General features: G+C 65.8%; 6 protein-coding genes (1 of these 6 cut by a window edge). 5 read left to right on the top strand and 1 reads right to left on the bottom strand.

The genetic code is table 11. The features are described from left to right. Nucleotides 1-150 precede the first annotated feature (150 nt). The 5 genes from pks2 (at nucleotide 151) to RCP80_RS02200 (ending at nucleotide 11,091) form a co-directional block, all read left to right on the top strand. The gene (gene pks2, locus RCP80_RS02220; RefSeq protein WP_308480790.1) at nucleotides 151-6,504 is read left to right on the top strand and encodes a sulfolipid-1 biosynthesis phthioceranic/hydroxyphthioceranic acid synthase; all 6,354 of its coding nucleotides are present in this window, start codon (nucleotides 151-153) and stop codon (nucleotides 6,502-6,504) included. A 59-nt stretch (nucleotides 6,505-6,563) separates the two neighbouring features. Beyond that, nucleotides 6,564-7,361, top strand: a complete 798-nt coding sequence (locus tag RCP80_RS02215; RefSeq protein ID WP_308482668.1) for a class I SAM-dependent methyltransferase — start codon at nucleotides 6,564-6,566, stop codon at nucleotides 7,359-7,361. Nucleotides 7,362-7,434: 73 nt separating this feature from the next. Beyond that, nucleotides 7,435-8,244 carry a GAP family protein gene (locus RCP80_RS02210; protein ID WP_308480789.1) on the top strand — a complete coding sequence of 270 codons (810 nt, stop codon included), beginning with the start codon at nucleotides 7,435-7,437 and terminating at the stop codon, nucleotides 8,242-8,244. An 82-nt stretch (nucleotides 8,245-8,326) separates the two neighbouring features. Then, the gene (gene htpG, locus RCP80_RS02205) at nucleotides 8,327-10,270 is read left to right on the top strand and encodes a molecular chaperone HtpG (protein WP_308482667.1); all 1,944 of its coding nucleotides are present in this window, start codon (nucleotides 8,327-8,329) and stop codon (nucleotides 10,268-10,270) included. A gap of 155 nt (nucleotides 10,271-10,425) precedes the next feature. Further along, nucleotides 10,426-11,091 (top strand): methyltransferase family protein, encoded by a 666-nt coding sequence (locus RCP80_RS02200; RefSeq protein ID WP_308480788.1) that lies wholly within the window; start codon nucleotides 10,426-10,428, stop codon nucleotides 11,089-11,091. A 65-nt stretch (nucleotides 11,092-11,156) separates the two neighbouring features. Here the strand turns inward: RCP80_RS02200 and RCP80_RS02195 are convergent, their stop codons facing one another. Next, nucleotides 11,157-19,424, bottom strand: the 3' portion of a protein-coding gene (locus RCP80_RS02195; RefSeq protein ID WP_465270703.1) for a non-ribosomal peptide synthetase. It continues 5,229 nt past the right edge of the window; the window shows 8,268 of its 13,497 coding nt (coding positions 5,230-13,497); its start codon lies beyond the right edge, outside the window; it ends in the stop codon at nucleotides 11,157-11,159.

The following is a 19,424-nucleotide window of genomic DNA, read 5'->3' as shown; positions in this document are numbered from 1 at the left end:
CTACCGTTAGGCGTAGTGACTGCCTACTGCTTGCGCTGAAGTCCGGGGGAAACGCGACACCGGCGTCGGTATCAGGCTCACACGAGGGGGAAGCGAGCCCAGCAACGGCCATGCCATGCCGTTGCTCGGTCTGCTGTGAGGGGGAGACACGTGGTTACATCCGCGACCGAGCAACATTCGTCGTCGGGCTCAGGCTTCGACGCCGTCCATCCTGCGCACGCCCAGCCGGTCACCCCGGTTGCCGTCATCGGCATGGCGTGCCGGCTCCCGGGCGGCATCGAGTCCCCGGAGCACCTGTGGGAGGCGCTACTTCGGGGCGATGACCTGGTCACCGAGGTTCCGCCGGACCGCTGGGACGCCAGCGAATACTACGATCCGGAACCGGGGGTGCCCGGCCGCTCGGTGTCGAAGTGGGGCGCGTTTCTGGACGACGTTGCCGGCTTCGACTACGAGTTCTTCGGGATCAACGAGCGTGAGGCCATCGCCAGCGACCCACAGCACCGGATACTCCTGGAAACCTCTTGGGAGGCCATGGAACATGCCGGTCTCACTCGTCAGCAGTTGGCCGATTCGCTGACCGGTGTATTCGTCGGGTTGACGCATGCCGACTACCAGTTGTTGGCTGCCGACGCCCACGCGGTAGAGGGGCCGTATGGCTTCAGCGGGAACAACTTCAGCTTGGCCTCGGGCCGGGTCTCCTATGCGCTCGGGCTTCACGGTCCCGCACTCACCGTGGACAGCGCCTGTTCCTCCGGCCTGACCGCCGTCCACCTGGCCTGTCGCAGCCTGCATGAGCGCGAAAGTGAACTCGCCCTGGCCGGTGCCGCCACCCTGGCCTTGGACCCACGAAAATGGTCCGCGGGGTCGGCGGAAGGCATGCTGTCCGCCACCGGTCGTTGCCACGCCTTCGATGCCGCGGCGGACGGCTTCGTTCCGGGCGAGGGCTGCGTCGTGGTGCTGCTGAAACGCTTGTCCGACGCGCAGCGAGACGGTGACCGGATCCTGGCTGTCATTCGCGGCACATCCGCGAATCAAGATGGCCACACCGTCAACATCGCCACACCGTCGCGCCCGGCGCAGGTCGCGGCGTACCGCGCGGCACTGGCGGCCGCCGGGGTGGACGCTTCCACGGTGGGAATGGTGGAAACGCACGGCACCGGTACCGCTACCGGCGACCCGATCGAATACGCCAGTCTGGCCGAGGTATACGGCGTGGACGGCCCGTGCGCACTCGCCGCCGTGAAGACCAACTTCGGACACACTCAGTCGACCTCCGGCACCCTGGGTCTGATGAAGGCGGTCCTCGCGCTGCAGCACGGCGTCATTCCGCAAAATCTGCACTTCAACCGACTGCCCGATGCGATGGCCCAAATCTCGACGAATCTCTTTGTACCGCAAGAGAACACGCAGTGGCCAGCACACCACGACGCGCCCCGGCGCGCCGCGGTGTCGTCGTACGGGGTGTCGGGGACCAACGTGCACGCCATTCTGGAGCAGGTGCCGGAACCGCCCGATGCGTGTTCATCGGACGTCGGTCCCGCAGACGGGACGGCCGAATCATCAGCACCGCTGCTGTTTCCGCTGTCGTCCACCTCGCCCGAGGAACTGCGCCGCACCGCAGGCCGGCTGGCGAACTGGGTGGCCGCGCATGACGACGTGGCCCTGCCGGACCTGGCCTATACGCTGGCGCGTCGGCGCGGGCACCGATCGGTGCGCACCGCGGTCACGGCCCGCACCCGGACCGACCTGGCCGCGGCGTTGCGCGAGGTCGCCGACGGTGACACTCCGTATCCGACCGCGGTCGGACTCGATGATCGGGGTCCGGTGTGGGTGTTCTCCGGGCAGGGTTCGCAATGGGCGGAGATGGGTGCCGAACTGCTGGCGGCCGAACCGGTGTTTGCCGGCGTCATCGCGCAACTGGAACCGCTCATCGAGGGGGAGGCCGGATTCTCGGTCACCGCTGCGATGTCGGCGCCGTTGCTCCCGAGCGGTCAGGACCAAATCCAGCCGACGCTATTCGCGATGCAGATCGGGCTGGCCGCCGCCATGGCGGCCTATGGCGTACGACCTGGTGCGGTCATCGGGCACTCAGTCGGCGAGGCGGCCGCTGCCGTTGTCGCGGGCGCGCTATCGCTCGAGGATGGGGCGCGGCTGATCTGCCGCCGATCCCGGCTGATGTCCCGTGTCGCCGGCAACGGCGCCACGGCGGCGGTGGAATTGCCTGCCAAGGAAGTGCTTTCAGAACTGACCGCCCGCGGTATCGACGATGTCGTGGTCGCGGTGGTGACCTCGCCCCAGTCCACGGTGATCGCCGGCGCGACGAATTCGGTTGACGACCTGATCGCAGCCTGGGAGAAGCGTGAGGTGATGGCCCGCAAGGTCCCCGTCGACGTCGCCTTCCATTCGCCTCAAGTCGACCCGATCGTCGACGAGTTGGGCGCCGCACTCTCCGACCTCAACCCCAAGACTCCGGAAGTTCCGTTCTATTCGGCAACCCTTTTCGACCCGCGCGAGGAACCGGTCTGCGATGCCGCATATTGGGTGACCAACATGCGCCGGATGGTCCGGTTCGCCACGGCTGTGCAGGCCGCCCTGGAAGACGGTCACCGCGTCTTCGCCGAGTTGGCGCCTCATCCGTTGCTCACCCGTGCGCTCGAGCAGACTGCCCTCAGCCGCGACATACCGCTGGCTGCCGTGGCAGCAATGCGCCGCGAGCAAGCGCTCCCCTACGGGTTGCGCCCGTTCGTGGCGGACCTGCACTGCGCGGGTGCGGCGGTCGACTTCGCCGTGCACTACCCGAGCGGGCGGTTGGTGGACGCGCCCCTGCCTACCTGGACCCACCAACGGATGTGGCTGACCGGCGGCGGTCGGGAATCGTCGACGCATGGCGCTTGCACCGTTGCAGTGCATCCGCTGCTGGGCCAGCATGTGCACTTGCAGGAGGAGCCTGAGCGGCACGTGTGGCAGGCCGACCTCGGCACCGCCGCTCAACCCTGGCTCGCCGACCACCGGATCCGCGATGTCGCCGTGTTCCCGGGCGCGGGGTATTGCGAGATGGCGCTGGCGGCCGCCCGGACCGTCCTGGGCGATGTGGGTGAGGTTCGTGATCTCCGCTTCGAACAGGCGATGTTGCTGGATGAGCAGACCACCGTTGGTGCCTCGGCGGTGCAGTCCGACCCGGGGCACATCAGGTTCACGGTGGCGACAACGCAGGAAACCGAACAAACCCGGCACGCCGCAGCGGTGCTACAGGCGGCAGCGGACGAGCAACCGGCTCCATATGACATGGCTGCGTTACTCGCGGCGCATCCGAGCCGCGAGGACGGCGCCGAGATCCGGGGACGGGTGGCTCAACACGGCGTTCAGTATGGTCCGGCGTTTGCCGGCCTGGCCGCGGTGCACACCGGTGACGATTCGACCGGCACCGTGCTGGCCGAGGTCGCGCTGCCGCGCTCGATTCGATCGCAGCAGGACGCCTACGACGTGCACCCCGCGCTTCTGGATGCATGTTTCCAGTCCCTCGAAGCTCATCCATCCGTTCGGGCCATCGGCACCGACATGCTCGGGCTGCCCGTGGGTGTTCGGCGGCTACGCACCTATGGCTCGGCCCGCAACGCGCACTACTGCCATACCCGCGTCACCTGTGCCGACGGAACTCGGGTAGAGGCCGATATCGATGTCCTCGACGAGGACGGGAATGTGCTGATCGCCGTGCAGGGGCTGCAGCTCGGTACCGGTTCCGAGCAGGTTCGACGGGACCGGGTGTTGTCCGAGGGGCTGCTGACCATCGAGTGGCAACAACGGGAACTGCCGGAATCGGAATTCGTCGAGGCCGGCAATTGGCTGCTGGTCAGCTCCGCCCCTACCGACGACGCGCTGGCGGACGCCGTGGCGGGCGGGCTCAAAAGGTATGGCGCCCAGTGCAACACACTGCACTGGCCGACAAATGTCGACAACGGCACGAACGGCGCACGACTGACAAGTCTGCTTCGCACCGGTGCATTCACCGGCGTCGTGGTTCTCACCGCACCGGAGCGCGGCTCCACCGACAACGCAACCGAGGACCGGTCCCCGGCGCTGGGCAGCGAGTACGTCAGACACCTGGTGCATATCACGCGCGAACTGCCAGACATGCCGGGCGAGCTACCGCGGCTGTACGTGGTGACCCGCAACGCCCACAGCGTGCTGACCGGCGAAACGCCAAACCTCGAGCAGGCCGGGCTGTGGGGATTGATCAGGGTGATCGCCGCTGAACATCCCCATTTGGATGCCACTCAGATCGACCTGGACGAGGCCACTGACCCTGAGCAACTGGCACAGCAACTGATCGGCGGGTCGGAGGAGGACGAGACCGCCTGGCGGGACGGACACTGGTACACCGCGCGGCTGCGCGCCACTCCGCTGCGCCCCGAGGATCGGCAAACCGTAGTCAGCCACCCTGAATGCGATGGGATGCGTCTGCAGATCCGTACACCGGGCGACCTGGAGTCGATGGAACTTGTGGCCTGCAAGCGGATTCCACCCGGGCCGGGACAGATCGAGGTCGCGATCACGGCATCCAGTATCAACTTCGCGGATGTGCTGATCGCCTTCGGCCGTTACCCTGCGTTCGACGGGCACCTGCCACAACTGGGTACCGATTTCGCCGGGGTGGTGACCGCGGTCGGGCCCGATGTCACCGAGCACCAGGTCGGCGATCATGTTGGCGGGTTGTCTGCAGAGGGCTGCTGGGCCACGTTCGTCACGTGCGACAGTCGGATGGCCGTGACGCTGCCGCCCGGCCTGACCGACGATCAGGCCGCGGCGGTCACCACCGCGCACGCAACCGCCTGGTACGGCCTCAATGACCTGGCGCGCATCAAGGCCGGCGACAAGGTGCTGATCCACTCGGCAACCGGCGGAGTCGGCCAGGCGGCAATCGCGATCGCCCGCGCCGCCGGCGCGGAGATATTCGCCACCGCCGGCAGCGAGCAGCGCCGACAACTGCTGCGCGACATGGGCATCGCGCACGTTTACGACTCCCGCAGTGTCGACTTCGCGGACCAGATCCGCAATGCCACCGACGGCTACGGCGTCGACATCGTGCTGAACTCGGTTATTGGTGCTGCCCAGCGCGCCGGTATCGAATTGCTTGCTCTCGGAGGTCGATTCGTCGAAATCGGAAAGCGTGACATCTACGGGGACACCAAGCTGGGTTTGTTCCCGTTCCGTCGCAACCTCGCGTTCTACGGCCTCGATCTAGGGTTGATGTCGGTCAGTCATCCCGCGCGGGTGCGCGACCTGCTCAGGACGGTGTACCAACTCACCGCCGACGGTACGTTGCCGTTGCCCGAAAGCACGCACTTCCCGCTCACCGACGCCGCCACGGCGCTGCGGCAGATGAGCGCGGCTCAACACACCGGGAAACTCATCCTCGACATCCCGCATGCGGGAAACAGCAATGTGGTGCTGCCCCCGGAGAACATTCAGGCGTTTCGCGCCGACGGTTCGTACATCATCACCGGCGGCCTGGGCGGGCTGGGGTTGTTCTTCGCGGAGAAACTGGGCGCGGCCGGGTGCGGGCGAATCGTCCTCATCTCCCGTTCTCAGCCCGATACCAAGACGCTGGAAACGATCGAGCTCATCCGGGTTGCCGGTGCCGACGTCGTCGTGATGTGCGGCGACATCGCCGCCCCCGAGACGGCCGACCGCGTGGTGGCTACAGCGACGGCGTCCGGGCTCCCGGTGCGGGGAGTGTTGCATGCGGCCGGTGTCATCGACGACGCCATCCTGACCAACATCACCGACGAACTGATTGAGCGGGACTGGGCACCAAAGGTTTACGGCGCATGGAACTTGCATGCCGCCACCGCTGACCAGCCGTTGGATTGGTTCTGCTCATTCTCCTCGGCCGCGGCGCTGGTGGGTTCTCCCGGCCAAGGTGCCTACGCAGCCGCCAACAGCTGGCTGGACGCCTTCACCAGCTGGCGGCGGTCCCATGGCCTGCCGGCCACCTCGATAGCGTGGGGGCCGTGGGCCGAGATCGGGCGCGGTGTGACGCTGGCCGAAGGGGCCGGCGTTGCCATCTCTCCCGAGGAGGGCGCATACGCATTCGAAGCGCTGTTGCGCCACAACCGGGCCTACACCGGCTACGCGCCGACTTCGGCTAACCCCTGGCTCACTGCATTCGCCCTGCAGAGCGCATTCGCCCAGGCGTTCCGCTCCAACGGGCAGAACTCTATGGGCTTGGGGAGATTGCGCGCGGAACTCAGCGACTTGCCCCCCGACGAGTGGCCGGTTCGAGTACGACGTCTGGTCTCCGAGCAGGTGGGCCTGATCCTGCGGCGCAGTATCGATCCCGACCGCGCGCTCCCGGAGTACGGTCTGGATTCGCTGGGCGTGCTCGAACTGCGTACCCGGATAGAGACCGAAACAGGGATACGCATCTCGACCACCGACATCACCACAGTTCATGCGCTGGCGGACTACCTCTGCGAGAAGCTCGAACCCGTGGAGGCGGTCTGATGACGTGGTCGCCCCGAACGCTTCTCCAGGTGCTCAGCGTCGCACCGCCGCGATCGGCCATGGTCGTCGGTGAGGGAGTGGATATCGCCGGGATGGCGCGGGGCGGACCGGACGCCTCCTGGCTGTCCCGACGCCTGCAGACCGACCGGCTGGAGTATCTGGACCGAGACGACGTCGACGAACTGAAGGGCAAGGTGGTCCGGGCACTCGACCGGGGTGGGCGGCGACCGCGGTTCGGTACCTACGAGAAGCATGCCCGGATAGTGCTCGCCGAACTGCCCGAGGTGCCCGCGCCGAGAATCCTCGAAATCGGGTCCGGCCTCGGCGGGTTGTCCCGCAAGTTGCTGGAGTTGCACCCCACCACCGAGGTGACGGTCACCGACGTCGACCCCTCGTTCGTCGCCGATATCGGAGCCGGCGACCTCGGCAGTCACCCCCGCGCCACGGTTCGGGTGATGGACGCCACCGCAATCGACGCCCCCGACGGGTATTACGACCTGGCGGTGTTCGCGTTGTCGTTGCACCATCTCCCCCCGGAGTTGGCCGCCCGGGTGTTCACCGAAGGAACGCGGGCCGCCAGGAAGCTGTTGATCATCGACGTCCGCAGGCCACGGCCGCCGCTGCACTTGGCGATGTTGACGGCAGTGCTGCCGTTCGCTCGCGTCCCGGTGATACACGATGCGGTCATCAGCGGCCTTCGCGCCTATAGCCCGTCGGCACTCCGGGCGCTCGCCCAGCACGCCGACCCGGCCATCACGGTCGAATTCCGCACTCGTCGAACGGGTCCCACGGTGGTCATTGCAAGCAAAGACGATGGGGGGCCCTCGTCGTCCGACGAATCGACGGAGAAACGCTGACAGCGATACCGGTGCGAAGCGAACCTGGGAGGTCCGAGATGGAGAACAACAAGCAATCAACGAGGCTCCGCTGATGTGGGGCTCGTTGCTGGCACTGGCGCTCTTGACGACGATCAATCCCGTACGTCTCGGCATCATCCTGCTGGTGCTGTCCCGACCGCGGCCCATGCAGAACCTGCTCGCCTATTGGGTCGGCGCCGCGATCGTGGGTTTAGCGACTCTGCTCCTTCCACTGGTGCTGCTGCACGCCAACCCGGCGTCGGCCTCGTTTGCCAGGGATTTCGCGGACCCGACGGCGAATCCCACCGCCCAGCGCACTGCCATCGGCGTAGGTGTGGCTCTGTTGGCGGCCGCCGCGCTGATAGTAGTGCGCTCGTTCGCGCAGGCACCTGCCGCCGAGGTCAGGCAGACAACTCCGGATCGGGGCGGGGCCACCTCGCCACTGGCGCTGGATTCAACGACACCGCCCTTCATTTCGAGGTGGCTGGGCCCAGCCGACGGCGCCCCGGCCACGGATGCGTCGCTGTTTCGCAGGCTGCTCAGCCGCGCCCGCACTGCGTGGCAGAACGGGTCCCCGTGGATCGCGTTCACCCTCGGGGTCATAGTGCTGCCGCCACTCGACGGAGTGCTGTTTGCCCTCGCCATCATCGTGGCCTCGGGCGCCGCCCTCGGGACGCAGGTCATCGCCGTCGTCGCGTACATGGTCGGCGTGCTCTTGATCGAAGAGATCATCCTCGCCAGCAATGTGGTGGCCCCGACCAGGACCCAGGCATTACTTCACCGGCTGCACGAGTGGGCGCAGGCTCATCACCGGAAGTTCGTGGCAGCCATCTTGGCGTTGGTCGGCGCCTCGCTCGTAGTCCGGGGCCTGGGCGGCTTCTGAGCGCAGTGCCGCGTGCTGGCGCGCTCGGTATTATCTCCCGGTATCGGTAATCGAAGGTTGTTTGGGCGGAACGGAATCACACATGACTGCACACGTTGAGCAGCTGGAGTTTCAGGCCGAAGCTCGCCAACTGCTGGAGTTGCTGGTCCACTCGATCTACTCGAACAAGGACTCTTTTCTGCGGGAGTTGATCTCGAACGCCTCCGATGCGCTGGACAAGCTTCGCCTCGAATCACTGCGGAACAAGGAGCTGAACGTCGACGCGTCCGACCTCCACGTCGAGATCGAGGTGGGGCAGGATCCACGCACGCTGACCGTTCGTGACAACGGCATCGGCATGACGCACGAGGAAGTCGTCGATCTGATCGGCACGCTCGCCAAGTCTGGCACCGGCCAGCTACGTCAGCAGCTCAAAGAAGCCAAGAATGCGGCGGCTTCGGAAGAGCTGATCGGTCAGTTCGGCATCGGCTTCTACTCGACGTTCATGGTGGCCGACAAGGTGGAGCTACTCACTCGCAAGGCCGGCGAGAGTGGAGCCACCCGCTGGGTGTCGAGCGGTGACGGCACCTACACCATTGAACCGGTCGACCAGGCCCCGACGGGGACATCCGTAACCCTGCACCTCAAGCCAGAAGACGCCGAAGACGAACTGCACGACTACACGGCTGAATGGAAGATCCGGGAACTGGTCAAAAAGTACTCCGACTTCATCGCCTGGCCCATCCGGATGCAGGTCGAGCGGCGCAGCCCCGCGGCAGCGGACGGTGGCGAAGAAACCATCACCGTCGAGACGCAGACCCTCAACTCGATGAAGGCGTTGTGGGCCAAATCCAAGGATGAGGTCTCAGACGACGAGTACAAGGAGTTCTACAAGCACATCGCGCACGCCTGGGACGACCCTCTCGAGGTCATCGCGATGAAAGCCGAAGGCACCTTCGAATACCAAGCGCTCCTGTTCATCCCGTCGCAAGCCCCGTTCGACCTGTTCAACCGCGACGCCAAGACCGGGGTCCAGCTGTATGTCAAACGCGTCTTCGTCATGGGTGACTGTGATCAGCTCATGCCGCCGTACCTGCGTTTCATCAAGGGCCTGGTCGATGCACAAGATCTGTCGCTCAACGTATCCCGCGAGATCCTGCAGCAGGACCGACAGATTGCAGCCATCCGACGCCGCTTGACCAAGAAGGTTCTCACGACCATCGGCGAGCTGCAGGCCGAGCGACCTCAGGATTACCGCACCTTCTGGACGCAGTTCGGCGCGGTTCTCAAGGAGGGCCTGACATCAGATTTCGACAATCAGGACGCCCTGCTGCGAGTTGCCTCGTTCTCGTCGACGCACAGCGACGAGGAACCCACCACCCTGTCCGAGTACGTCGCACGCATGAAGGACGGTCAGGAACAGATTTTCTATGCCACCGGGGAATCGTTGACCGGACTTCTGAAGTCGCCTCACCTGGAGGCGTTCAAGGCCAAGGGGTACGAGGTGCTGCTGCTCACCGATCCGGTCGATGAGATCTGGGTGGGGACGGTGACCGAGTTCGACGGCAAACCCTTGCAGTCGGTGGCCAAGGGCGAGGTTGACCTCGACTCGGAAGACGAGAAGGCGGCCCATGAGGCCGAGCGCGAGGAACAACAAAAGGATTTCGCCGACCTGATCGCCTGGTTGCAGGACACCCTGAGTGATCATGTTTCGGAGGTGCGGTTGTCGACTCGCCTGACCGAGTCCCCGGCCTGCCTGATCACCCCCACCTTCGGTATCACCCCGGCACTCGCGCGCATGTACCGTGCATCCGGACAAGTGCTGCCGGTCGGAAAGCGGATTCTCGAGATCAATCCGGATCATCCGCTGGTGGCCGGCCTGCAACGGGCGCATCACAACCTCGGTGACGGCGTGAGAACACCGGAGGACCTCGCCCATACCGCCGAATTGCTCTATGGCACAGCTCTTCTCGCCGAGGGCGGCGAGCTGGAAGATCCGGCGAGGTTCGCCGGCCTGCTCGCGGACCGACTGGCCCGCACGGTCTAGGGCCCGCTCCCGGCGCACGGCTTTCTGCTGCGAAGCCACCCCCGAATCACGGCCGGAAACTCCGCGCCGCGAAGCCCGGGAAAGGCGAATGAATTGCGCCAGCGCCGAGGTAAGCTATTGATGGGAGCGTCGTTATGTACGCGTAGGGGGAAGTCGTGAAAAATATATTCTCTATGTTGTTATCCGGCTCGCTCGGAATGGCGCTGATGGGATTGCTGATATTCGGGCCCGCCGGCACGTTCGACTACTGGCAGGCGTGGGTGTTTCTGGCCGTAATTGCAACTTCCAGCTGGCTCGTGAGCATCTATTTTCTACGCACGAATTCCGAAGTACTGGCGCGGCGCAGGCTGGTACCCGAGACCCGGATCACGCAGCGGGTCATCGCGGGCGGCGTATTTATGTTGTGGGCCGCAATGCTCGTTGTGAGCGCTCTCGACCACCGGAACGGATGGTCCACGGTTCCGGTGGCGGTCTCGTTGTTCGGCGCCGCCCTGATCGCGATCGGAATTGGTGCGGTGGGCCTGGTGCTCATGCAGAACAGCCATGCGGCTGTCACGGTCAGAGTGGAGCCCGGCCAGCAGCTGATCTCCACCGGTCTCTACGGGCTGGTGCGCCATCCCATGTACACGTGCAACGTGTTCCTGCTGGTAGGAACACCACTTGCGCTCGGTTCTTACTGGGGTCTCGTGTTTGTGATCCCCGCCCTTGTGGTGTTCGCCTTTCGCATCCGCGACGAAGAAAAACTGCTCCAGGACGATCTCGCCGGGTACGAGGCTTACATGCGACAAGTTCCGAGTCGCATGATGCCGGGTGTTTGGTGAACCGGCGCATCGCAGTGAGTTCGAATCAGCCCTGAACCCCGGCAACGGCGGCCCAACTGCCCGGGTTACGCCTTGAGTGCCGACTTGAGTTTTTCCCCGTATTCCCTCAGCGAGTTGGTCGCGAACATTTCATAATGCGTGCAATCGACCGAGTGTGCGGTGACATTACCGGTTGCATAGGTACGCCAGCTTTGCAGGTTTGAGCGGGTCGCCATTCGGTTTCGCAGTCCCCGCCACCGCGAGATCGATTCGGGGTTCTTTCGGTCCTGATTCCGACGTCGCGCGGCGGAGAAGATGACGATGTCGCCGTCGTACACATCGGGCACGTGCTCGAGCAGGCACTCCTGGTTCGTATTCAGGCTGTGAACCATGAATTCCACCAATTCCCGGGGCGGCAGGGCGAAGTCCATCCCCCGATGCTGGATCAATTCTTCGGCCTGCTGATACGTGATCGGCCGCCAATGCGCAGGGACGCTCATGCGATTGGTCCGCAAGATGTATTCCAATACGTGCCCTTCGGCGAGAGCGCGATTCCGCGCAATGGTCCGGTAGGCACCCATCCTGATCTTGTTCATCACGTTCGCGCTCAGCGCGGCGTCCAAGAGTACGAGGCGTTGCACCTCACACCCGCGTCGCTGCAGCTCGACCGCGAGCGCGTGAGCAACCACGCCACCGAACGACCAGCCAAGCAGCTGGTAGGGACCGTCCGGATAAAGCGCTTGGAGTCTGTCCGCATAGTTGGCAGCCATGCTGCGAATCGATCCCGGTTCGACTTCGCCATCCTGCGGAAGTTGATTGATTCCGATGATCGGGCAGTCCAGCTGATCGTCCAACGCCCGATAAGACCAGCTCAGCCCGAAACCATCGTGAATGCAACACAACGGGACGCCCTTGCCCTCCCTGAGGATTTCGACGGGGACCAGTTCCGCTGCCCCGTCGGAGCAGCCCACCTGGTGGGCCAGGCTTCGTACCGAAGGTGCGTCGAAGATGGCGCGGACAGCCAGATGGGAGGCCAACGCCTTGTTGGCCGCGCTGATCACGCGCATCGCCGACAGTGAATCGCCGCCCAGGTCGAAGAACGAGTCGTCGATGCCGACGCGTTCCAGCCCCAGCACCTCGGCGTAGATGCCGGCCAAGACCTCCTCGGTGAACGTGGTTGGGCCGACGTAATCCCGTCCGGTGTCGGCGAATTCGGGAGCAGGCAGGGCGCGGGTGTCGAGTTTGCCATTGGGCGTCAACGGCAGCACATTCACCGGCATTACTGCGGTGGGCACCATGTACCCGGGAAGGCGTTCGGAGAGCTGAGCACGGATCTCGCCCGGTTGCGCGGTCCCGGTGATGTAGCCGACCAGGCGCACGTCACCGGGACGGTCCTCACGGGCGATCACCGCCGCCTGCTCGACACCAGCCAAATCACTCAACGCGGACTGAATTTCACCCAACTCGACCCGGTAACCACGAATCTTGACCTGCTCATCGGCCCGGCCCACATACTGCAACTGCCCATCAGCACCCCAGCGCACCAGATCCCCGGTCCGATACATCCGAGCACCCGCACCCCCGAACGGACACGCCACAAACCGCAACCCGGTCAACCCCGGCCGCCGCACATAGCCCACCCCGACACCACGACCGGCCACATACAACTCACCGACCACCCCCGCCGGCACCGGACGCAACCACCGATCCAACACAAACAACGCCGCCGTCGCCACCGGGGCACCGATGGGCACCACCGACGATCCAGCGGCCAACGGCGCACTCATCGTGGCGTAGACCGTGGCCTCGGTCGGACCATAGGCGTTGATCACCGTCCGGTCGAGTGCCCACCGATCCACCACCTGGACTGGGCAGGGCTCACCGCCGAGCAGCAGCGCCACGGACTCCAAGCCCTGCGGCGCCAGCATCCCCACCGCGGACGGAGTCTGCGTGAGCACGTTCACGTGCTCACGCACGACCAAGGCGTGTAGCTCCTCCGGTGCGCCCGCCACGACTTCGGGCACCACCACCAGCCGCCCGCCGGTCAGTAAGGCCGCCCAGATCTCCCACACCGAGAAGTCGAAGGCGTAGGAGTGGCACTGCGTCCACACCTGGGTCTCCGGCAGGCCCAGGGGCATGGACTCCGCCAGGTGGACCAGGTTTCGGTGCGCGATGGCCACCCCCTTCGGAGTGCCGGTGGTGCCCGAGGTGTAGATCAGGTACGCGATGTCATCGGCGGTCGGTGCCGGCAAGACGGTGCTGGGCTGGCGGTCTAGGCGAGGGTCTTCGACATCGATGATTGTGGTGTCGCCCTGGTTCAGCCGGTCGGCCAGGCCTGCGGTGGTCACGGCGGCGATCGGCGCGGCATCGGCCAGCATGAACTCGATCCGCGCGGTGGGATGAGCCGGATCCATCGCCAGATAGGCGGCACCGGTCTTGAGCACCGCCAGCATTGCCACGATGGCTTCGGTCGACCGGGCGAACAGCAACGCCACACACTGTCCCGGCGCAGCTCCGTGGTCAATCAACAAGTGCGCCAACCGCGTGGCCGTCTCATCGAGCTCCCGGTACGTCATCGCGTGGCCGTCGCAGCGGATCGCCACCGCCTGCGGGGCGCGTGCGACCTGGTCGGCGAACAGTTCCGGAACCGATCGTTCGGTCGTGGGCCGGGCCAGCACCGCCCGGTTGCCGAACATGTCCAGCCGCACCCGCTCGGCGGTATCCAACGCATCGACCGACGAGAGCCGCCGGGTCGGGTCGGCGGTCATCGCCGCCAACACGCGCTGCAGCCGGCCGACAAGTGTTTCTATGCGGGCCGCGTCGAACACATCGGTGCGGAACTCGACAGACCCGCCGATCCCGGCTGGTTCGCCGGCCCCGGTGAAGCGTTCCTCGAGGGAGAATGCGAGATCCATGCGGGCGGCCTGAGTGTCTGCGACCAATGGGCTGACCTGCACATCACCCATCGTGGATCCAGCTGTCGATTCGCCACCGTGCTGTCCACCGAAGTTCTGCCAACCCAGCATCACCTGAACCAGGGGGTGGTGGGTCAGGCTTCGTGACGGGTTGAGTCGATCCACCAGCACCTCGAAGGGCACGTCCTGGTGTTCGTAGGCGGCCAGGCTGCGTTGGCGCACCTGGGCCAGCAACTCCGTCACCGTCAGGTCGCCGGCCAACTCGACCCGCAGCACCAGGGTATTGACGAAGAAGCCCACCAGATCATCGAGTGCCGTCTCGCGTCGGCCGGCAATCGGGAACCCCACCGGCACATCGCTGTTGCCGGTCAGCTCAGCCAGTAGTACCGCCAGAGCGGCCTGCACCACCATGAAACTGGTCGCGTCATGCTCGCGGGCGACTCGGGCCACCTGTTGCTGCAATTCGGCCGGCCAGTCGACCGCCACGCTGGCGCCCCGATAATCAGCCACCGGCGGATACGGCCGGTCGGTGGGCAACTCCAGCCGCTCGGGCAGCCCGGCCAACGCGTGCTCCCAATAGGCCAGCTGTGCCGCGATCCGGCTGTCCGGATCGGCCAGGTCACCCAGATGCTCGCGCTGCCACAACGTGTAATCGGCATATTGCACCGGCAACGGCGCCCAATCCGGCGCCCGCCCCGAACTCCGGCAGACGTAGGCCAGCCCCAGGTCACGCACCAGCGGAGCGATCGACCAACCGTCCGCGGCGATATGATGTACCACCACCACCAGGACGTGCTGGTCTGCACTGATGCGGAAAAGTGTTGCCCGGAGGGGGGTTTCAGCGGCGAGATCGAACGTATAGCGGACCGCCGCGCCTACTGCTTCCGTGAGCCTGTCCGTCGACCAACCGCTGGAATCAACTATCTTCCAACCGAAGTCGGCCCGTTCGGTGGGCACCACCACCTGCCGCGGGACACCGTCGACCACCTGGAACTGGGTGCGCAGGCTCTCATGGCGACTCACCACGTCGCCCAGCGCTGCCCCCAACGCCGCCGCGTCGAGCTGCCCGCTGATCCGATATGCCGTCGGCATGTTGTACACCGGTGACGGCCCCTGCAACTGGTCCAGGAACCACAGCCGCTGCTGGGCATACGACAAGGGCAGTACCGCCGGCCGTTCGCGGGCCGCCAACACGGCCCCCGACCGTTGCTCGGCATGCGCGTTGATCCATTCGCTCAACCCGGATACGGTCGGCGCATCGAACAGGGCCCGAATCGGAACGTCGACATCCAAGTCCGCCCGAATCCGCGCGATGAGCCGAGTCGCGGACAGTGAATGCCCACCGAGGTCGAAGAACGAGTCGTCGATGCCGACCTGACTCACCCCGAGAACATCGCTGAACAGCGCGGCCAACGCCCGTTCGCGTTCGTCGCGCGGCGCCCGGTAGGCGACGCCGCTGTTGAACTCCGGCGCCGGCAACGCCTTGCGGTCCAACTTTCCGTTGACGGTCAGGGGCAACGATTCGATCGTCATGATCGCCGCAGGCACCATGTACTCCGGCAACCGGTCAGCCACAAAGTCACGCAGTTCCGCCCCGCGTTCGATCGCCGCGGGGTCGTTGACGTAGTCGGCCAGGGATCCGACCTCCGTGGACGGCAGGTACAGATCCGACAGTGCCTGGGGCGGAATGCCTTTCGACGAGGCCGGGACGTGCATGTAGGTGAGGTCCATCAGCCCAGCGGTCGGCGACAACGTGACCGCGGTGTCGTACCCCAGTTCCTCGCCCAGCAGCTGGCACTGGTGCGGCAGCACCGCATCGGGTGCGGTGAGGCCGGCGCGCAACTCGCCGAGGCTCACCCGGGCGTCGGCCTGCTCCAGCGCCTCCGCCAGCGCCACCTCGGACCAGATCCCGGCGTGCGGCACACCGGTCACACGCAGCTGTGGCAGCCCCTGCGCCACCAGGTATTCCCTGATCGTGGCGAGAGTCCCGAACCGTTCCCAGGGTTGTGACGGCAGATCCGCCATCGAGCGCACCAGGGCCGGCCCCTTATGCAGCACCACCTCATACCGATATCCGCTGAGTTCGTTGACCGCCTGCATCTGCTTCAACTGCACTTCGACCGCGGCGATCTCACCGATACGCTGCGGCAGCGCCGTGAAGAACTCCGGGGCGACCAACAGTTCCTGCTCGGCCAGCATCTCCCGACGCACCCGTTCGCGGACCGCCGCCGCCGACTGATCACCAGAGGCCTCGACGCAGACGACCCCGGTGGTGAATGCGCGCAGCAACGAAAGGTTGCGCACGTCGCCGATGAACACCGCGCCGCCCGGCGCCAGCGACCGCATCGCCACGGACAGCACATCGAGCAGATACCCCGCGCTCGGGAAGTACTGAACGACCGAATTGAGCACCACGGCATCGAAATGGCCCTCCGGCAACCCGTCGGCCACATCGGCCGGTTGCACCCGCAACCGCACTCGATCACCCCACGGCTGTCCGGCCAGCCCGGCCCGCAGCGTCTGGATCGTCTCCGCCGAAAAGTCAGTGCCCCAGTACTCGGTACACCCGGGCGCCACATGGGCGAGCAGCAGTCCGGAGCCGACGCCGATCTCCAGCACCCGTTGCGGCCGCAACGCCAGGATCCGCTCCACCGCGGCCGACCGCCACTGCCGCATCTGCTCCAGCGGAATCGGTGCGTCGGTGTAGCTGCTGTTCCAGCCGCCGAAGTCCTCCCCCAACTCGGCCGGTGCGCCTCCGGTGAACGCTGCCCCCGAGTACAGGTCCTCGTACACCTCCTGCCATTGCCCGACGAGCTGGGTTTCCCGCGACCGCTCCCGGATCAGTCTCATCTCCGGATCCGGCACCGCATAACCCACCAACTGCTTGTCGCCGGGTCGGTCTTCGCGGGCGATGACCACGGCTTGCGCCACCCGTGGATGGGCGGCCAGTACGGCCTGGATTTCGCCGAGTTCGATGCGGTAGCCGCGGATCTTGACCTGCTCATCGGCGCGGCCCAGATACTGCAACTGCCCGTCAGCACCCCAACGCACCAGATCCCCGGACCGGTACATGCGCGATCCTGGCGCCCCGAACGGACACGCCACGAACCGGGATCCGGTCAACCCCGGCCGGCGCACATACCCCAACCCGACACCACGACCGGCCACATACAATTCCCCGACCACCCCGACCGGCACCGGCCGCAACCACCGATCCAGCACGAACAGTGCCGCCCCCGGAACCGGGAAACCGATCGGCACCACCCCGGCACCGGCCTGCAACGGCGCGCTGATCGTGGCATACACCGTCGTCTCGGTCGGACCGTAGCCGTTGATCATCACCCGACCCGGCGCCCACCGATCCACCACCTCCACCGGACACGGCTCCGCAGCAATCATCAACGCCGCCGACTCCAAGCCCTCACTCGCAAGCACCCCGACCGCCGACGGGGTCTGACTGAGCACACTGACCTTCTCGGCCACCAACAACGCATGCAACTCCTGCGGCGAACGCGTCACGTCCTCGGCAACCACCACCAACCGGCCCCCGTGCAGCAACGCACCCCAGATCTCCCACACCGAATAGTCGAACGCCAACGACGAACACTGCGTCCACACCTGACCCGGACCCATCTCCACGCCGACATCCAGCCCGTCGAACAACCGCGTCACATTGGCATGCGTGACCGCCACCCCCTTCGGGGCCCCAGTGGTGCCCGAGGTGTAAATCAGGTGCGCCACATCCTCGGCCATCGGCCCCGGCCCGGGCAATGCGGTGCTGGGCTGGTGGTCGATGCGGGGATCCCCCACCTCGACCACCAGCACTGCACACCCGGCCAGCCGGTCAACCAGCCCGGGCGAGCTCACCGCCGCAATCGGCGCCGCATCCTCCACCATGAACCGCACCCGCGCCTCGGGATGCGCCGGATCGATCGGCAGATACGCCGCGCCGCTCTTGAGCACCGCCACAATCGCCGTGATCGCCGCCGCGGAACGCTCCAGCAGCAACGCCACACACCGACCCGGTCCCGCACCAAGACCAGCCAACAAGTGCGCCAACCGATTCGACGCCTCATCCAACTCTCGGTACGTCCACGAGCTATCGCCGGATACCAACGCGACCGCTTCCGGGGCGCGCTCCACCTGTTCAGCGAACAACTCCGGAATCGACACCGCCGAACCGGCCTCCGCCAACACCGAGCGGTGACCGAACTCCTCCAACCGCACCCGCTCGGCGCCATCGAGCACATCCACCGACGACAACCGCCGCCCCGGATCACCCGTCATCGCCACCAACACCCGCTGCCACCGACGGATCAACGCGTCGATGCTGGCGGCGTCGAACACGTCGGTGCGGAACTCCACCGTTCCCCAGATCCCGGCCGGCTCGCCGTCCTGGGTCCAGTGTTCCCGGAGAAAAAACACCAGATCCATGCGGGCGGTGTGGGTTTCGGCGGCCAGCGGTGCCACCTGCAGATCGCCCAGGCTCAATGCGGTCGCCGCGTTGTCGTCCTCCCACGGCAGGTTCTGCCAAGCGAATATCACCTGGATCAGGGGATTGTGACTGAGGCTCCGACTCGGGTTGAGCCGTTCGACCAGCACCTCGAACGGCACGTCCTGATGCTCGAAAGCGGCCAGGCTGCGCAGGCGCACCTGATCCAGTAACTCGGACAGCGTGGGATCACCGGACGCATCGACCCGCAGCACCAGGGTGTTGACGAAGAAACCCACCAACTCGTCCAGGGCCGGATCCCGGCGCCCCGCAATCGGAAATCCCACCGCCACATCGGAACTAGCACTCAACTGTGACAGCAGTACCGCGAGTGCGGCCTGCATCACCATGAAGCTGGTGGCGTTGTGCTCGCGGGCGATTCGCGCCACCTGCTGCTGCAGTTCGGCCGGCCAGTCCACGGTTACGCTGTCGCCTCGATAGTCGGCCACCGGTGGATACGGCCGGTCGGTGGGCAACTCCAACCGCTCGGGCAACCCGGCCAGCGCCTGCTCCCAATAAGACAACTGTCCCGAGATGGCGCTGTCGGGATCGGTCAGATCACCCAAATGCTGCCGCTGCCACAGCGTGTAGTCGACGTACTGCACCGGCAGCGGGGCCCAGTCCGGCGCCCGCCCGGCGCACCGGCTGGCATACGCCACACTGAGGTCATGCACCAGCGGGGTGACCGACCAACCGTCACCTGCGATATGGTGCATGACGGACACCAGGATGTGTTCGTTGTCCGCCAGCCGAAAAAGCCACGCTCGCAACGGGATTTCAACGGACAGATCGAAATTGTGACGCACTGCGTTCCCAATGGCCGCGCCGATCCGCTCCATCGTCCAGCCGGTGGCATCAACAACCTGCCAGTCCACCTCAACCTGGTCGGCGGGCAACACAACCTGCCGAGGCACACCGTCAACGGCCGGCAACAGCGTGCGCAGACT

The organism is Mycolicibacterium sp. MU0053, assembly GCF_963378095.1.
GTDB lineage: Bacteria > Actinomycetota > Actinomycetes > Mycobacteriales > Mycobacteriaceae > Mycobacterium > Mycobacterium burgundiense.
Note: the sequence above shows the minus strand (reverse complement) of the source record. Positions and strands in the feature narration are given on the sequence as shown.

Bases quoted from the DNA above. Each gene is read 5' to 3' on its own strand.
- RCP80_RS02215 (WP_308482668.1), top strand. From the start codon at position 6,564: ATGGTCGTCGGTGAGGGAGTGGATATCGCCGGGATGGCGCGGGGCGGA.
- RCP80_RS02210 (WP_308480789.1), top strand. From the start codon at position 7,435: ATGTGGGGCTCGTTGCTGGCACTGGCGCTCTTGACGACGATCAATCCC.
- htpG (WP_308482667.1), top strand. From the start codon at position 8,327: ATGACTGCACACGTTGAGCAGCTGGAGTTTCAGGCCGAAGCTCGCCAA.